We start from the raw sequence: 15,584 nt of genomic DNA, 5'->3' as shown, positions 1-15,584 counted from the left end.
TCTATCGTCTAAAATTGTATATTCTTGCCGTGAAAAAATTGATATTTTGTTTGTTGAGTTTTGCGGCTGCATCCTTTGCGGATGTGGTCGATTCTAATGCCGTTTTCCGTGTTGACGAAATCCGCTACAATATTGGCGATGCCTTTGACGATTCCAAGGCGCATACGAAGTACGACCGGTGGGCGTATGACATTCTGAACTGGGTGCATATCGAAACCCGCGAATCTACGGTGAGTAAGCTTTTGCTTTTTGACAAAGGTGACCTCGTCAACTTGAACTTGCTTTTGGAAGCGGAACGTTTTTTGCGTGATCAGAAATTCCTTTCTGATGCCAGTATTTCTGTTGCCGATGAAGAAGGCAAAAATGTCGTGACGGTCCAAACGAGCGATAACTGGACGTTGACGATTCCTTTTGCTTTAGGTTTTTCGGGAAGTGAGTGGAGCTATGACAACCTGGTTTGGGGTATCGGCGTTCAGGAAAGCAATTTCCTTGGGCTTGGTCAAAAGCTTGGCTTTTACTTTGGACATGACGAGTTCCGCGACATGTGGCAGTTGGAATATGGCGACCCGCATTTCCTTTTCCGCTACAACCATTTAGACCTTTTGTACAGCTACAATACGGATGGTTACTTGGCAAGCTGGAAAATGTACGTGCCGTTCCTCAGCCGTAGCGTGAACCAGTGGGCGTACACACTTGAGGGCTTGAAAAATAAGCGGATAACGTACATCTATGGAAACGGCGATTTGCCGCATGGCGCGGTCGAAGTTCTGCCGAAAAAGAGTCTGGATTCGCTGCAGCAGTTCAATGGGAAAAAGTCTGTGAAGTTGATGCAACTGAAAGACTTCATTAACGATTCTCTGAGCTTCCGTTTGAGCCGATCTTTTGGTGGTGCACAGCGTAAGTTCTACTTGGGCGCAACGTATGATTACTTGCGCGAAACGGCTGATAATGGTCGTGTAGGACTCTATCAATTTGTTGATGGCGAAAAGACTTATGCCATTGATTCTGCTGTTGCGGCGAATGACTGGGTGCCAGAACGCAAGGATTCCCGCCTTGGTTTTTATGTGATGTACTCCAATATTCGTTACGAAAGAATCAAGAATTTCCACAACGTCAGGTGGACCGAAGATATTGATAAGGGGTTTTCCGTCAAGGCTCAAATTTCGAAGAATTACGAACAACTTGGTTCCGATAACAACGATATCCGTTTAGATTTTTGGACAGACCTTTATCTTGGTCGTGATAATCATCATTTGACGCTTAAGTCTTATATGAAGTTTTATCTGGATCATGGTAAGCGTCGCGATTTTTATGGCCGTGTAAATGGCGAATACATCTTCCATCCGAGTACGCGTTTTTCGACGGCACTGTCGGGACAGTTGGATTTGTATGACGATGCCAAGCTTGGTTACCAGTTGACGCTTGGTGGCTCTGATGGATTTGTCGGTTTCCCGACGGGGTATTATTCTGGGCAAGCTCGCGTTTATGGAAACTTGGAACAGCGCTGGTTTCCTGATTTTGAAATTTTGACGTTGGCTCCGGTTGTGGTCGCATTTGGAAGTGTTGGCGAAACGGCTGCTTGCGTAAAAGACATTAATCGTAAGGATTTGATTTATGTGGCGGGCTTTGGCATCCGCTTGGCTCAAACGAAGTCTATTACCCGTTTGATCAATAAACTTGATGTGAGCTTCCCGCTGAATGGAAAACGCAAGGGCGATGCGCATTACTCTGTGACGACATCGTATTCACTATAAACTTTTAAAGGTATTTGAACATGGCGACGGATGAAGAAAAGAATCAAGACGAGGCTGCTCGCGAGAATCGTCGGAAGCGTGCTCGCGAAGTCAAGCGCATTTTTATGCGTGTCGAAATTATCATCGGCATTATCGCCATGATTGCAGGTGCGTGGCTTACGGTTCTCGTATGGAACGAGGGCTATTTCCCGGGGGCTTTGATGCTCGTGATGACGGGTGGTATCAATGTGTTCTTGGCGGCGAAGGAACTTATCAACCCGACCGACCACATTTTCCATTGGCAGTCTATTTTCTTTTTGATTGTGCGCCGCGCGATGTTCTTCTTGAACGTTGTCTTGATCGCTCTTGTTGTCGGAACGATGACGCGCTTGCTCTAATTTTTAATGGACACCGTCCTCGTTTGCCGAGGGCTTCTCGTTGTACCAGGTTTGGATTTTTTCTTTGGCGGTTTCGTTGAATGCGGAACCGTCTTTTAATATGTGTTCTGCTCGTTCGAGCGTTTGCGAAATGAGCTCCTGGTCGTGAATCCAGTCGAACCAGCGGAATACCCAGGCTCCGCTCTGTTCGTTGCCTTCGAGGTTTCCGGCGCCGCGAGTTTTCAGGTCGAGTTCTGCAATCTCAAAGCCGTCTTCGGTAGCGGCAAATTGCGAGAGGCGCTCCATGCTCGTTTCGGCGGCTTCGCCTTCGGGTGTCATCAAGAAGCACCAGGCTTCTTGATTGCCACGGCCTACGCGGCCGCGCAGCTGGTGAAGCTGCGCTAGACCGAATCGGTCTGGCTGGTCGATGACCATGAGATTTGCGGCAGGGACGTTCACGCCGACTTCGATAACGGTTGTAGCAACTAGAATCTGGATTTCGCCTGCTGCAAACTGCTTGATGATTTCGTCTCTTTGCGTGTCGTCCATTTGACCGTGGACGCCTGCAACTTTGAGCTTTGCAATGCTCACATCGGTGTGGCCGAAGGCGGCGATAAAGGCACGCATTTCGTTCACGATGTCATCGACACTGCGGGCGTTGCTTTCGTCGGTGCTGTCTGAGCCATCGGCGTTCACGCGGCTTGCAATCCAGTAGCAAAGATTTCCGCCGGCGGCTTCCTTGCAAATAAACTGCTTCATCGATTCGCGCTTTGCGGCGTTCACGAGACGCGTCTTGATAGGCTTACGGCCTGCCGGCTTTTCCTTGATGCTGATGACTTTTAAATCGCCGTAAAGCGTCATCGCGAGGCTTCGCGGAATCGGCGTAGCGCTCATGACGAGCATGTCGGGGTAGTCGCCTTTGGCGAGCAGCGCTTCGCGCTGGCTCACGCCGAAACGGTGCTGTTCGTCGATAATCACGAGCCCGAGCTTTGCAAAGAAAACATCTTTGCTAAAGAGCGCGTGCGTTCCGATGACAACGTTGCAAAGCCCCATCTGGAGTTCACCGAGAATCACCTTCTTTTCGGCGGCGGGAGTTGCCCCGACAAGCAGATGCACGCGGATACCAGCCGCATCAAAGAACGGCTTGAGCGATTTGAAATGCTGGCGGGCGAGAATGTCAGTCGGGACCATCAAAGCGCATTGTTCGCCTGCTCCGCAGACCGCCATAATGGCGAGCATGGCAACGACGGTCTTTCCGCAGCCCACGTCGCCCTGCAACAGTGCGTGGAACTGCTTTTTGCCATTGAGACCGTCAATGATTGTATTCAGCGCCGCGTCCTGACCGGCGGTCAGTTGGAACGGGAGGCGCGCTTTCGCTGCCATCACGTTCCCCAAATCAATCTGGCGTTCATGCCCGCGAATCTTTTGATTTTCGCGGCGCTTCACCATGCGCAGGCAAAACGGCAAAAGCTCCAAAATCTTGAGCTCGCGCTTCGCCTTGTAAATGGAATCAAAATCTTTCGGCATGTGGAGCGTACGGAGATTGTCCATCACAGGTGCAAAGTGCAAATAGTCCGTGAGCTCGCGCGGGCAAGCGTTCGGGAGCGTGAGTCCCGGAAAATTGAAAATCGTCTTGTACAAATTGCGGAAGAACCGCTGTTCCATTTTGGCTTCACGGCAAACTTCGCTAATCGGGTAGACGGGGAGAATTTGTCCGTTAAATGCTTCGCCTTCGTCGAATGGCTGCATGTCCGGATGCACCAATTGCAGCCCGCGGTACGAACCGACCGTACCCGAAACAAGCCAACGTGTTCCCGGCTTCACGCGGTTTGCGATGAATCGTGTGCCGCGGAAAAATAAAAGCGAAATTTCGGCGGAACCATCCGTGAGGACTGCCATAAAGCGCGACATGCGCCCTTTGACTATCCCTGCGCGCGTGATAATCCCAATCACGACCGCGCGATCGCCATCGTGTAAGTCTGCAATCTTTGAAACCTTGGTCTGGTCGAGGTAGGTGCGCGGAATGTTGTATAAAAGATCGGCTATGGTGCTTAAGCCGGACTTGTTCAGCTTTTCAAGTCTCTTGGGACCAAGTCCGGGCAGGTTCGATAAATCCATTTACTTGCCTGCTTTCTTTTGTTCTTGTTGCGCCTTGGCTTCTTCTAAACGCTTGCGAGCTTTGTCGCGGGCGTTATCACCGATGATGTTCATGTTTTTCCAGGTAATCAGCTTAATCGGCTTGCCGTCTTTATCCTTGAATCCAAGATTCTTCGTGTCGATAGCTTGCACGGCACTGTTGAGGCTTGCGATAATGTCGTTGATTTTTTCTACAAGTTCCTTGGATTGCAAAAGTGTTTCGGAATCGATTCCGTTTTCGATGCTCGTGATAACATCGTTTGTCTTCTTTGCGTTTTCTGTAAGCGAAATGACGACAGAGTCGACGAGCGAGAGTTTTTCGTTCACTGTTGCAGTAGCCGTCTTGATGGCAGTATCTGCTTGGAGTGCGGTCTTGGTCAGCGCCTTGCTCGAAGAATTCATTTGCTTGAAGAGCTTGATCATCTTGGGACCGAGCGTGCCGACCGTCTTTTCGGTGTGGGCAAAAATGTCCTCGATGGAGTGCATGGCTTCTTCATAAATTTCCGGGGCGGACTTGTGTGAAGAATCTCCCTGGGCGAGCAGCAGAATCGTCTTCTGTACAGCTTCGAGTTGTTCGTTTACGTTTTCGATGAGGCGCAACGTTTCTGCAATGCCTGGTTCAAAATGCCCTTGGAACACGTGGTTCTCTGGCATGAGGGTTCCCGTCTTTGACGGGATGATTTCGAGACGGCGTTGCCCCATGAGTGCGTAGTTTACGTTATTGAATTGTGTACCTTCGCGGAGCTTGAGCGGTTCGGTAAAGTGAATGACGACGCGGGAGCGGTCTTTGAGCCAGGTGACGCTTCCGATAGTGCCGACTCGGTAGCCGCGCAATACCACGGGATCTTCGGGTTGCAAAGAGCCAAGCTCGTTAAAATCGACTATCGCCGTTTGGCGTACGTTCTGATGCGCCGCCCACATGCCAAAAGAAATGCCGCCAAAAATGCAGGCAAATACAATGAAAGAAATATAACCAAGCGCTCTGTCCGAAAGTTTCATGTTTTCGAAAATAGAAAAAATAGAGTTGAATGCTTTGCTGAAGCCGTTGTTGTTGCAAGTAAAATGGGGATGCTTTTTTTAATAAAAATTTTTCGTTCCTCTGTTCTCTCGCCACTTGTCTATTCTATATTTACAACGTCTAAAATTTTCCATAAGGACATTCAAAATGGCTAAAACAGAATCCAAGAAGAAAGTCGTCCTCGCTTACAGCGGTGGACTTGACACCTCCATCATCATTCCTTGGCTCAAGGAAACCTACGACGTCGAAGTTATTGCATTCGCAGCCGACCTCGGTCAGAATGACTTCCCGAACGCAAAGGCTCTCGAAGAAAAGGCTCTTGCAACGGGTGCTTCCAAGTGCTACGTTCTCGACCTCAAGAAGGAATTCCTTGAAGAATACGTTTGGCCGACCGTTCGCGCCGGTGCAAAGTACGAAGGCACTTACCTCCTCGGTACGTCCTTTGCTCGTCCGCTCATCGCTAAGTACCAGGTTAAGATCGCCGAAAAGGAAGGCGCTTACGCTGTTGCTCACGGTGCTACCGGTAAGGGTAATGACCAGGTCCGTTTCGAACTCACCTACGCCGCTCTCAACCCGAAGCTCGAAGTCATCGCTCCGTGGAAGGACCCGCGTTGGACATTCCACAGCCGCGAAGACGCTATCGACTACGCCGCTGCACACAAGATTCCGCTCAACGGCATCAGCAAGAAGAAGATCTACTCCGAAGACGGCAACCTCTGGCACCTTTCTCACGAAGGTGGCGTCTTGGAATTCCCGGAACAGGAACACAAGTACGAATTCCTCAAGCACACCAACACGTATGAAAAGGCTCCGAACAAGGCTGATCACGTGACGATCTCCTTCGAAAAGGGCAATCCGGTTGCTATCAACGGCAAGAAGATGGGCGCTGTTGAACTTCTCGAATTCTTGAACGAAATCGGTGGCAAGAACGCTTGCGGTCTTTTGGACATCGTTGAAAACCGCCTCGTCGGCCTCAAGAGCCGCGGTGTTTATGAAACTCCGGGTGGCACGCTCCTTTACAAGGCTCACGAATGCTTGGAGCAGCTCGTGCTCGACAAGGAAACTTTGTTCGAAGCCCAGAAGATGTCTATGACGTACGCAAACCTTGTCTACAATGGCCAGTGGTTCACTCCGCTCCGCCAGGCTATGGACGCCTTCTTCAATGAAGTGAATAAGGTTGTGACGGGTGAAGTTACCCTCAAGCTTTACAAGGGCAACATCATCCCGGCCGGCATCAAGAGCCCGTACAGCTTGTACGACATGGGCCTCGGTGGATTCACGGACGTTGACATGTACGACCAGAAGGATGCTACTGGCTTCATCCGTTGCTACGGCCTCCCGCTCAAGACTCGCGCCCTCTTGCTCGGCAAGAAGACGAACGTCGACTTCGGTGGCGTTCCGAGCCTCAAGAAGTAATTTTCTTGACAGCCGTCTTGGCTGTCATCAATACTTCGCATGTCATCCTCACGACCCGCAGGGTCGATAGGATCCATTACTTTTAAGGAATTCTCACATTTGTGGGAATTCTTTTTTATATTCGTAATATGAAAAAATTTGTTCTTTGTGCTTCTCTTTGGATTGGACTTTTCCTTGCCGCCTGCGGCGATGATAGTTCTGTAACTAGCCCTTCGGGGAAGGAGTCTTTACCGACTTTGACGGACTCCCGCGACGGTCAAACCTATAAGACTGTCGTTATCGGAAAACAGACGTGGATGGCTCAGAACTTGAACATTGAAACGGAAAAATCATTCTGTTTCAATGACGATTCCTCCAACTGCACCAAGTACGGTCGCCTGTACACATGGGCTGCGGCGATGGACAGCGCTGGCGAGTGGAGTTCGAACGGCAAGGGGTGCGGCTATAAATCGGAATGTTCGGCGATGTCCCCGGTGCGTGGTGTTTGTCCGAATGGCTGGCACTTGCCGACAAAAGCGGAGTTTGAAACATTGTTCTCTGCTGTTGGCGGCGACTCTGTTGCGGGCAAGATGCTTAAATCAACAAGTGGCTGGAACTTTGCCAAAGCTAGCGGCAACGGCTCGGATGATTACGCGTTCTCGGCTTTGCCTGTCGGCTACAGGGATGGTGGGGGTGATTATACCTATGTGGGCAACGAAGCAACTTTTTGGATCTCTACAGAGAAGAGTGACGAGTATGCGTATGCCATGCGCTTGATCTATAGGAATGACAATGCGGATGTGGACTATCGTCCCAAGTTCATGGCTTTTTCAGTTCGTTGCGTCAAAGACTAGAAATGTGTTCTCTCTAGTCTTTCGTCTGTAGCCGCTTGCGGCGTTCTTTCGTCTAGAATTTATACGTATAACCGATTTGCCAAAGCACGGTCGGTTCGTCGTGCTTCATAAAGTAATGTACCGGAATCGCGAGGTCCGTAAACACCCCGTAAATGCAGGTGCGCACTTCTGCGGAAATGTCGAGCGTTTCCTTGTAGTTGTAAGAGCGCACCATGCGATCCTTATTCGCCCTGTTCAGCGCCTTGAAATACTTGTTGGGCGCCTTCGCAAAAGAGTATCCGCTCCCAATTCCGAGGTCTAGCGTAAATGGCAATTCTCGGAAAAATTCCCAGGCGAGCCCGCCACGGTACCCGACCCAAAAGTCGTCAGCGCCAAAGCGCATTCCTCCGCCCATCGCCCTGAAAAAGATGTTCTTGTAGCCGATACCTGCATTTGCCATGATCGGGGTGGGGCGCCCCGCCGAAATCCCTACTTCAAATGTCCATGGTGATTTTTCGGAAACAGCGGGCTTGTTCTCGTTCACGTTGACAGTTTCGTCTGCGAGGGCGTACCCGGTGCAAAAAATCAAGAAAGACACTATGGCGAGGTGCTTGAGTAACATGTTTGTAATAATAGCAATCGAAAATTGCAACCGCTCCGTTTTTTCTATAAAAAAATGTTATCTTTAAGCCAAACAATAAGGTCTATGGGAAAGAAGGACCATAAACAAGGAAGTAATATGAAAAAGTCATTATTCGCAATCGGTTGTGCAGCACTCATTTCTGCATCGACAGCTTTTGCTGACGGGGGCATGTTCGAAGCTTGGCTTCCCGAAAACATGACTGCTGATGTGGTCGCTGCCGTTAAGTTCACCCGTATGCAGTTCAGCAACTGGAAGTTCGAAGACGGTACTTCCTCTTACACATGGCTCTTCAGCTATGATGCTGATCTTAAGAACCACTGGAACGTTGCGGACTGGCGTAACAAGGTGAACCTCGCTCTTGGTTACACCTGGACAGACGGTTACGGCAAGCGCAAGTCTTCGGATAAGATCTTCCTCGAAACCATGCTTGACTTCAATGTCTCTGAACAGGTCAAGCCCTATATTGGCGCCCGCTATGAAAGCCAGTTTGCTAAGGGTTACGAGTATAGTGAAGATGACGACGGAAACGAAGTCAAGAAGGCTATTTCTTGCTTCATGGATCCGGCTTACGTCACGCAGATGGCCGGTGTCGGTTACTTCCCGAACGACAACTTCTCCACTCGTCTTGGCTTTGCAAACCGTATGACCATTTCTCACGGTTACGGCTACGCTGATGATGGCGATACTAAGAAATTCGAAAAGTTCAAGGATGAACCGGGTCTCGAAAGCATTACGGAATTCAAGTACGCTTTCTCCGACATCGTGAACTTCAAGAGCCGCCTCTGGGCATTCGTGAACTTCAAGGGTTTTGACGAAATCGATGGCAAGTGGGAAAACCTCCTCGCCGTGTCTCTTTCTCCGCTGTTTGAATTCCAGGTCGGCTACGATATCGCATACGACAAGGACTTGGATGAAGATGCTCAGCACAAGAACACGATTCTCGTCGGTGTGACCTGGCGCTGGTTCTAATTTAGAATCAAATCCAAACTATTTAAGGGAACCGCTTCGGCGGTTCTTTTTTCTATCTTTGTACGTGTAAAAGTTAATGAGGTTTTTATGGCTATTACTGTTGTGGATTACAATGCGGGCAACTTGACATCGGTGATGAACGCGCTCAAGTTTATTGGTGCTGACGCCAAGGTGAGCCGCGATCCAGACGAAATTGCAAAAGCGACGCGACTGATTTTTCCGGGCGTGGGCGCTGCAGCCTCGGCTATGGAAACCTTGACCAAGACCGGAATTGGCGAAGCCATCAAGGCTGTGGTCAAAGCAGGAAACCCGGTGCTTGGCATCTGCATCGGCTGCCAGATTATCCTCGAAGAAAGCGAAGAAGACGGTGGCGTCAAGACGCTTGGTCTCATTCCGGGTCGTGCTGTGCGTTTCAAGGATGAACCGGGCCTCAAGATTCCACACATGGGCTGGAACCAGGTAAACTTTACACGCGAACACCCGATTATGAAGGGCATCCGCAGTGGTTGCGACTTTTACTACGTGCATTCCTACTACCCGCAAGTTCCGGCTGAATACTCCTTTGCCGAAACGACTTACGGTACGCAGACTTTCACGGGACTCTTGGGCAAGGATAACTTAATCGCAAGCCAGTTCCATCAGGAAAAGAGTGGCGAGGTCGGCCTTGCCATGCTTAAGAATTTCTGCGACTGGAATATTTAGTAGGCTTTATAAAGTAGACTGTGTAAGAGCGGGCTTTTCTGCCCGCCTTTTTTCTTTTACCCATAACTATCCATAAACCAATAACTAATAACTATTGACCAATAACTATTGACCAATGACTATTGACCAATGACTAACAACAAACTCCTAGTATCATGAAATTTGCTATTTGTAAAATTTTGTGAAAAATTCCTTATTTTTGATTGAAAAACGCATTGTAGTATCATGAAATGTTGTTTTACATGATAAAATAATATATATTTGCGCTTATGAAGTCGGTAACGGAATACGAAGACTACCGCATTTATATGCAGGACTTTTACAACGAGCGCAAGCGAATTTCGTCGTTTTCGTGGCGAGAATTTACACGCGCTTCGGGCTTTACGTCTCCGACTTATCTGAAACTGGTTTGTGAAGGCAAAACCCGTCTTTCGCCTCAAGGGGCAGAAAAGGTGGGAATGGCAATGGAGCTGGCTGGGTTCGAACTTGAGTATTTCAAGTCGATGGTCACTTACTGCCATGCTAAAACAGACCAGGAACGCAAAATCGCTTACGAAGCGATGCTCGAGTTGGCATCAAACAATAAGGTCAAAATTGTTGATGGCGATGCATTCAAGTATTTTCAATCTTGGGTACATCCGGTGGTGAGAGAGCTTGCTCCAGTCATGCCTGGGGCAACTCCGAGTGATATCGCAAGGCGCTGCTGCCAGGGAGTCTCTGCAGCGGAAGTCCGTGAGTCGCTCGAATTTATGGTACGAGTTGGGCTCCTGAAAAAGAATGGTGACACTTACGAGCAGGCGGACAAACACTTGAAAGGCTTGACTTCGGCGGTGTCGCTCGCTCTGCGTTACATGCATCGCGAAATGGCTCACTTTGCAGAAGAATCCATCAATCGCTTTGCACCCTCGGAGAGAAACTTTACGGGGCTCACTATGGGGATTTCTGCAGAAGACTATAACAAGATTTTGCAGGAACTCGATGTTTGCCGTAAAAAAGTGGCGCAAATTGCCCTGAACAGTCACGGGACCGAAAGGGTTTATAGGTTGAATTTACAGTTGTTTCCATTGACGTGGAAAGAGGATAAGTCCAATGCTCAGTAAAGTACTTCACTTGTCTGTGCTTACAATTTTGATTGGGGCAGTCGCGTGCTCCAAGGACTCAAATACTGCGGGAATTACGGAAGAAGGCAATTCTATTGCTTTTGACTTGTGGAATGGCGCAAACGGTATGGCTCGCGTCAATATCAACGGTAGCTCCGGTTACTGGTTTAGCGTGGATGATGAAGATGAAGGCGGTTCGTCGCAGATCAATTTCCCGACGCTCGATGGGCATGAACTTACTTCGGATAACATGAAATCGCTGGTCTCGCATTGCGGCGGTCTTTGCGGAACTGTAGAACTTGGCGATGCTTCTGCTCCGAGCGCGGGCGTGGGTATCGCGCTGACTGAAAAAGATACGACGGTAGATATTTCTGAATGGGACGGCGTTTGCGTCTCTTATGAATCTGAACTTGCCATGAGAGGCGAACTGGGCTATAAAAATGGCTCCGATGCTTCGGGCGATATGCTCTCCGTCAATTTTGATAAGACGGAGAAGGGCGCTGTTGCTGCCCGCTGTGCCAAGTGGGCTGATTTCAAGCGTAATTCGTCGGATGATTCCGGTGCTGAAGCTTCTAAGAAAGCGACGTCGCTTGTGTTTAAGTTTATCGGCAAGGCGAAGGAATCGGGCTATTTCAATATCAAGGGTGTGAGCTCTTACAAGCATGGTGTTGAGAATCTGGACTCTGTCGAAACGGTAAAAGCTACTGAAGTTCAAGATGACAACGTGGAGCAAGAACCCTGCCTGTGGAATGGAACTTCGAGTAATCCTAGTAGCTTTGTCTGGGAAGGCTCGCCGAAGATAAAAGGTGGTTTGTGGTATTCTTACAATGACCGTAACGATGGTGGCGCTTCTCTGTTGTATTGGTCTGCCGAAGCTCCGAGCTACAAGAACTCTATCGAATTGCTGACTGATGAAGAATTGTTTGAAGGCGGACTCTCGGCGAGTGTCGCTTTGGATATGGGCAGCGCGTCCCGTGCGTATGCGGGGGTAGGAATCAAAATGGCTGTTAAAGAGGACTCCGGTGATACTATTGTGACTGCAACGGATATTAGCGATTGGGGTGGAATTTGTGTGTACTACATGGCTGAAAAAGATATGCGTATGGTACTAGCCTCTGATTCTCTTGAAAAAGATTATACTCTGGCAGCGTCTACGACTCCTGTTGAGAAATGCGTCACTTGGGACGATTTCTCTGGCTCAGGGTTGGCGGAAAAAGCGACCGACATTAAGTTTGAAGTTCATTCGAGTGAAAATGTATTTAATCAAATCCACTTCAATATCATTGCTGTTGGCAGGTATGATGCCAAAGGCGTTTGCTCTATTGATACCTCGAAAGTGACTTCTTTCTAGGTTTGCTTTTTCCTAGCATGTTGAGCCTGCTCGTTCGAGTGGGCTTCTTTTTTGCCTTTTGTGTATCATTAAAATACATTGTGTTTTTGTGATTTTAAACAAAAATCGTTAAAATTGACTAAAATTCGATAAAAAGTATCATAGATTATTGCATTTTTGTAAAGAACAAAGTATATTTATTGTTATGAAACCGATTACGGATTATCAGGACTATCGCTGCTATGTGCAGGACTATTACGATGAACGCAAACGCGTATCATCGTTTTCCTGGCGTGAATTTGCACGTGCGGCTGGTTTTACGTCGCCGACTTACTTGAAGCTTGTCTGTGAAGGCAAAACGCGCCTTTCGTCCGTTGGTGCAGAAAAAGTCGGTGCCGCAATGCATTTGGTGGGTTACGAGCTAGACTATTTTAAGTTGATGGTGGAATGCTGCCATGCCAAAACGGATGCGGACCGCAAAGTCATTTTTGAATCAATGCTGAAGATTGCGAAAGACAATGCTGTGAAAGTTGTCGATGGCGATGCGTATAAGTATTTTGAAACATGGATTCATCCGGTGGTGAGAGAGCTAGCACCGGTGATGCCTGGAGCGACTCCGGGTGAAATTGCGAGGCGTTGTTGTTTGGATGCCTCAGCGGGGGAAGTCCGCGAGTCGCTCAATTTTATGGTAGATGCAGGACTGCTGAAGAAAAACGGGGATGCCTACGAACAGGTCGATAGGCATCTGACGGGGTCTCCTGAAATTATGTCGGTGGCGATGCGTTCTTTGCATCATGAGATGATCCATTTTGCAGATGAAGCTCTTGAAAAATTCTCGTCGACGGAACGCAATTATTCTGGGCTTACCATGGGAATTTCGGACGAGGATTACGAGCAAATTGTGCAAGAAATTGATGCTTGCCGCAAGCGCATCGCTCAAATCGCTTTGAAGGGCCGTGGCGTCGGTCGTGTCTACAGGTTGAATTTACAGTTGTTCCCGCTGACGTGGGAGGAGGGAAAAAATCATGCTTAAGAATCTTCTTAACATATCGGCATGCGTTTCTGCATGTGCGTTCGCGTTCGGCTTTATGGCGTGCTCGGACGACAATACGGCGGGTGTCACGGAAGATGGTAATCCGATTGCCTATGGTGAAAGCAGCTCGTCTGTTTATGACGGTAGCAGTTCGTCTGTTGTGGGCGGCTCTTCTGCTGTTGAAAGTTCATCTGCAGTCCAGTCCTCTAGCAGTGTAGAGGCTGTTCCGAAGTTTGATGTGTGGAATGGCAAAACGGACTACAAAATCAATACTGGTAATGAAAATACGGGATATTGGTTCAGTTTTAGCGATGATGCGGAAGGGGGCCGGTCAACCATCACTTGGCCTGTGGAAATGGGCAATGAATATTCTGAAAGTAATTTAGATCCTGTTATTGATTATTGTGGAGGCGTATGCGGAAGCGCTGAGTTGCAAAGCATGGAATCAAAGCCTTGGGCGGGTATTGGCTTTACGCTTGCCGAAGAAAATTCGACGGTGGATATCTCCGCGTGGGGCGGTATCTGTGTGACGTATGCCTCTGAATACCCGGTGAGTGTCTATCTCAATGTGGATGTCGGCGGCATAGATACGATTGCCTATGCGTCTCCGTTTATGGCCTATCCGGGCATTACGCTTCCGAAAACTTTAACGAATACTCCAACGCTTATGAATATGCTTGGTTCTGATGAAGCCATTACGCGTTGTGCCAAATGGAGCGACTTTAAGGTGTCTAGCTGGGCGGAATACAATAAGGCAAAATTGAGCAAGATCTATTCAGGCGAAGAGGCTGCTAAAGAAGTCAAGGCAATCAACTTTGTATTTATGGGTAATTCCGATGGCTCGGGAGAATTCAATATCTTTGGTATCAGTACTTACGATGAAAATCTTCCGCAGTGGAATCGCGATGACGGTACGAATGAACCGGATTTAGGCCTGGTTACTACAAACGACGATTCCTTGACCTGCCTGTGGAAGGGCTTGAATAGGTCTGGCATTGTAAATACGGGCTATAATGATCGGGATGAATTTGTCGGGATGCTGTATGATTTCGATGTTTCTCCCGAGGGGGCGTATACAAGAATAGAATTCCCTACGTATAGGGGGATGGAATATGAACCCTATATGTATAATCCTATTATCTATGTATGTAAAGGCTTTTGTGGAACGATGGAGTTTACTTTGGAAAAAGCCGATTATGCCGCTTCTGGTGTAGGCTTCAATATTGCTGAAGATTCGTTGACATCTTGTGAAGGCAATACTTGCTATGGTAAGCCTAAATTTGCCGATATCAAGGATTGGGGTGGCATTTGCATCACTTATTATTCCGAAAAGGATGCTTACCTAAATGTTGTTGTAAAAGGCGTTCCGTATGAAGAATCTCCGAAAGCATCTCTCCCTGCTACGGGGGCTCTTGTAGAAAAATGCTTTACTTGGAGTGACCTTGCCCCGAATGATCCTAATATGGGGTCTGCGGTAAGCTCGGTTCAGTTTATTGTAAAGAGCTATGAAGATGGTGATAGGAACCAGTTTAATATAGCGGGTATTGGAAAATATTCTGCTAATGGGGCTTGCTCCATCCCCAAAACCTCTTACACGCCGACAAGTTCTTCGAGTCGAACCCCGCGCAGTTCCAGCAGTAGCAAGGTGTATAAAGATGAGTGCTCTTTCAAAAATCTTAGTCCAGTTTGGTATGGTCCGGATGGTTATTTGAGTGTGAAAACGGGGTATTCGACAGCGACAGGTGATGGTGGACATTGGTATGCATTCAAGGACAACGACGAAGTCAATGAGACTTATCCTGTACAAGTGAATAGCGAGTTAGGTCAGGATTCGTTGCAACCTGTTCTAAACCGCTGTCAGGGACTTTGTGTCATACATAAAGGTGCAGGAAATGCTGGCTTCGGATTTAACATTGCTGATAAAGATGAAAATGGCAAGTTGCAGGCTAAAAGTCTCAAATATTGGGGCGGCATGTGTGTTGTTTATGCATCGGAATATGATTTGCATATTGCTATAAATGATGCAGAGCAAAATGATTTTGCAAATGTATCTAAATTGCCGGGCGTGACGTTGCCACAGACAGATGGTTATGCCAAGATTGAATGTAAATCCTGGAATGAATTTGTTGACAGCGAAACAAGGGTACCTATCGATCCTTCTAAGATATCGTCGATTTTGTTCTATGATTATGCCAAGAATAATGCCAGCAGTTCGTTCAATATTTTGGGAATTGCCCCGTATCAAGAACTGGATGGCACATCCTATTTAAAATGTCAAGAACCAGCTGTTCTTTATGTTCTTTAAATAGAGTATA

Annotated in this window: 13 protein-coding genes; 10 read left to right on the top strand and 3 right to left on the bottom strand. The window is 48.1% G+C overall.

Annotated elements, in window-relative coordinates:
• Nucleotides 1–53 precede the first annotated feature (53 nt).
• Both B9Y77_RS13325 and B9Y77_RS13320 read left to right on the top strand, forming a co-directional pair.
• On the top strand, nucleotides 54–1,754 hold the full coding sequence (locus B9Y77_RS13325; protein WP_254900043.1) for a BamA/TamA family outer membrane protein: 1,701 nt from the start codon (nucleotides 54–56) through the stop codon (nucleotides 1,752–1,754).
• Between the two features lie 20 nt (nucleotides 1,755–1,774).
• Nucleotides 1,775–2,131 (top strand): hypothetical protein, encoded by a 357-nt coding sequence (locus B9Y77_RS13320; protein ID WP_073425154.1) that lies wholly within the window; start codon nucleotides 1,775–1,777, stop codon nucleotides 2,129–2,131.
• A gap of 3 nt (nucleotides 2,132–2,134) precedes the next feature.
• On the opposite strand, the gene B9Y77_RS13315 is transcribed toward B9Y77_RS13320, so the two are convergent.
• Entirely contained in the window at nucleotides 2,135–4,228 is a 2,094-nt protein-coding gene (locus B9Y77_RS13315; protein ID WP_085491976.1) for an ATP-dependent DNA helicase RecG, read from the bottom strand.
• Nucleotides 4,229–5,245, bottom strand: coding sequence for an MlaD family protein (locus B9Y77_RS13310; RefSeq protein WP_085491975.1), 1,017 nt, complete (start codon nucleotides 5,243–5,245; stop codon nucleotides 4,229–4,231). It lies immediately after the preceding gene.
• Nucleotides 5,246–5,411: 166 nt separating this feature from the next.
• On the opposite strand from B9Y77_RS13310, the gene B9Y77_RS13305 reads away from it, so the two are divergent.
• Together B9Y77_RS13305 and B9Y77_RS13300 are read left to right on the top strand one after the other, a co-directional pair.
• The gene (locus B9Y77_RS13305) at nucleotides 5,412–6,680 is read left to right on the top strand and encodes an argininosuccinate synthase (RefSeq protein ID WP_085491974.1); all 1,269 of its coding nucleotides are present in this window, start codon (nucleotides 5,412–5,414) and stop codon (nucleotides 6,678–6,680) included.
• A gap of 128 nt (nucleotides 6,681–6,808) precedes the next feature.
• A complete protein-coding gene (locus B9Y77_RS13300) occupies nucleotides 6,809–7,513 on the top strand; it encodes a fibrobacter succinogenes major paralogous domain-containing protein (protein WP_085492029.1) in 705 nt (234 codons plus the stop codon).
• Nucleotides 7,514–7,565: 52 nt separating this feature from the next.
• Here B9Y77_RS13300 and B9Y77_RS13295 read toward each other — a convergent pair whose 3' ends face one another.
• On the bottom strand, nucleotides 7,566–8,114 hold the full coding sequence (locus B9Y77_RS13295; RefSeq protein ID WP_085492028.1) for a hypothetical protein: 549 nt from the start codon (nucleotides 8,112–8,114) through the stop codon (nucleotides 7,566–7,568).
• A gap of 117 nt (nucleotides 8,115–8,231) precedes the next feature.
• Between B9Y77_RS13295 and B9Y77_RS13290 the strand changes: the two genes are divergently transcribed.
• From B9Y77_RS13290 to B9Y77_RS13265, 6 genes are all read left to right on the top strand, one after another.
• Nucleotides 8,232–9,104, top strand: coding sequence for a DUF3078 domain-containing protein (locus tag B9Y77_RS13290; protein ID WP_244536630.1), 873 nt, complete (start codon nucleotides 8,232–8,234; stop codon nucleotides 9,102–9,104).
• 87 nt (nucleotides 9,105–9,191) lie between these two features.
• Nucleotides 9,192–9,806 carry an imidazole glycerol phosphate synthase subunit HisH gene (gene hisH, locus B9Y77_RS13285; RefSeq protein WP_073425150.1) on the top strand — a complete coding sequence of 205 codons (615 nt, stop codon included), beginning with the start codon at nucleotides 9,192–9,194 and terminating at the stop codon, nucleotides 9,804–9,806.
• A 269-nt stretch (nucleotides 9,807–10,075) separates the two neighbouring features.
• Nucleotides 10,076–10,906: a TIGR02147 family protein gene (locus tag B9Y77_RS13280; RefSeq protein WP_073425149.1), complete on the top strand. Its 831-nt coding sequence runs from the start codon at nucleotides 10,076–10,078 to the stop codon at nucleotides 10,904–10,906.
• Nucleotides 10,896–12,257: a hypothetical protein gene (locus B9Y77_RS13275; protein ID WP_085491973.1), complete on the top strand. Its 1,362-nt coding sequence runs from the start codon at nucleotides 10,896–10,898 to the stop codon at nucleotides 12,255–12,257. Before B9Y77_RS13280 ends, B9Y77_RS13275 begins: the two co-directional genes overlap by 11 nt.
• A 184-nt stretch (nucleotides 12,258–12,441) precedes the next feature.
• Nucleotides 12,442–13,269 (top strand): TIGR02147 family protein, encoded by an 828-nt coding sequence (locus B9Y77_RS13270; RefSeq protein WP_085491972.1) that lies wholly within the window; start codon nucleotides 12,442–12,444, stop codon nucleotides 13,267–13,269.
• Nucleotides 13,262–15,574 carry a hypothetical protein gene (locus tag B9Y77_RS13265; RefSeq protein WP_176221769.1) on the top strand — a complete coding sequence of 771 codons (2,313 nt, stop codon included), beginning with the start codon at nucleotides 13,262–13,264 and terminating at the stop codon, nucleotides 15,572–15,574. Before B9Y77_RS13270 ends, B9Y77_RS13265 begins: the two co-directional genes overlap by 8 nt.
• Nucleotides 15,575–15,584 lie beyond the last annotated feature (10 nt).

It is taken from the genome of Fibrobacter sp. UWB13 (assembly GCF_900177805.1).
In the GTDB taxonomy this organism is placed as follows: domain Bacteria; phylum Fibrobacterota; class Fibrobacteria; order Fibrobacterales; family Fibrobacteraceae; genus Fibrobacter.
The sequence above is the reverse complement of the archived record's forward strand: the minus strand, read 5'-3'. Positions and strand labels throughout refer to the sequence as shown.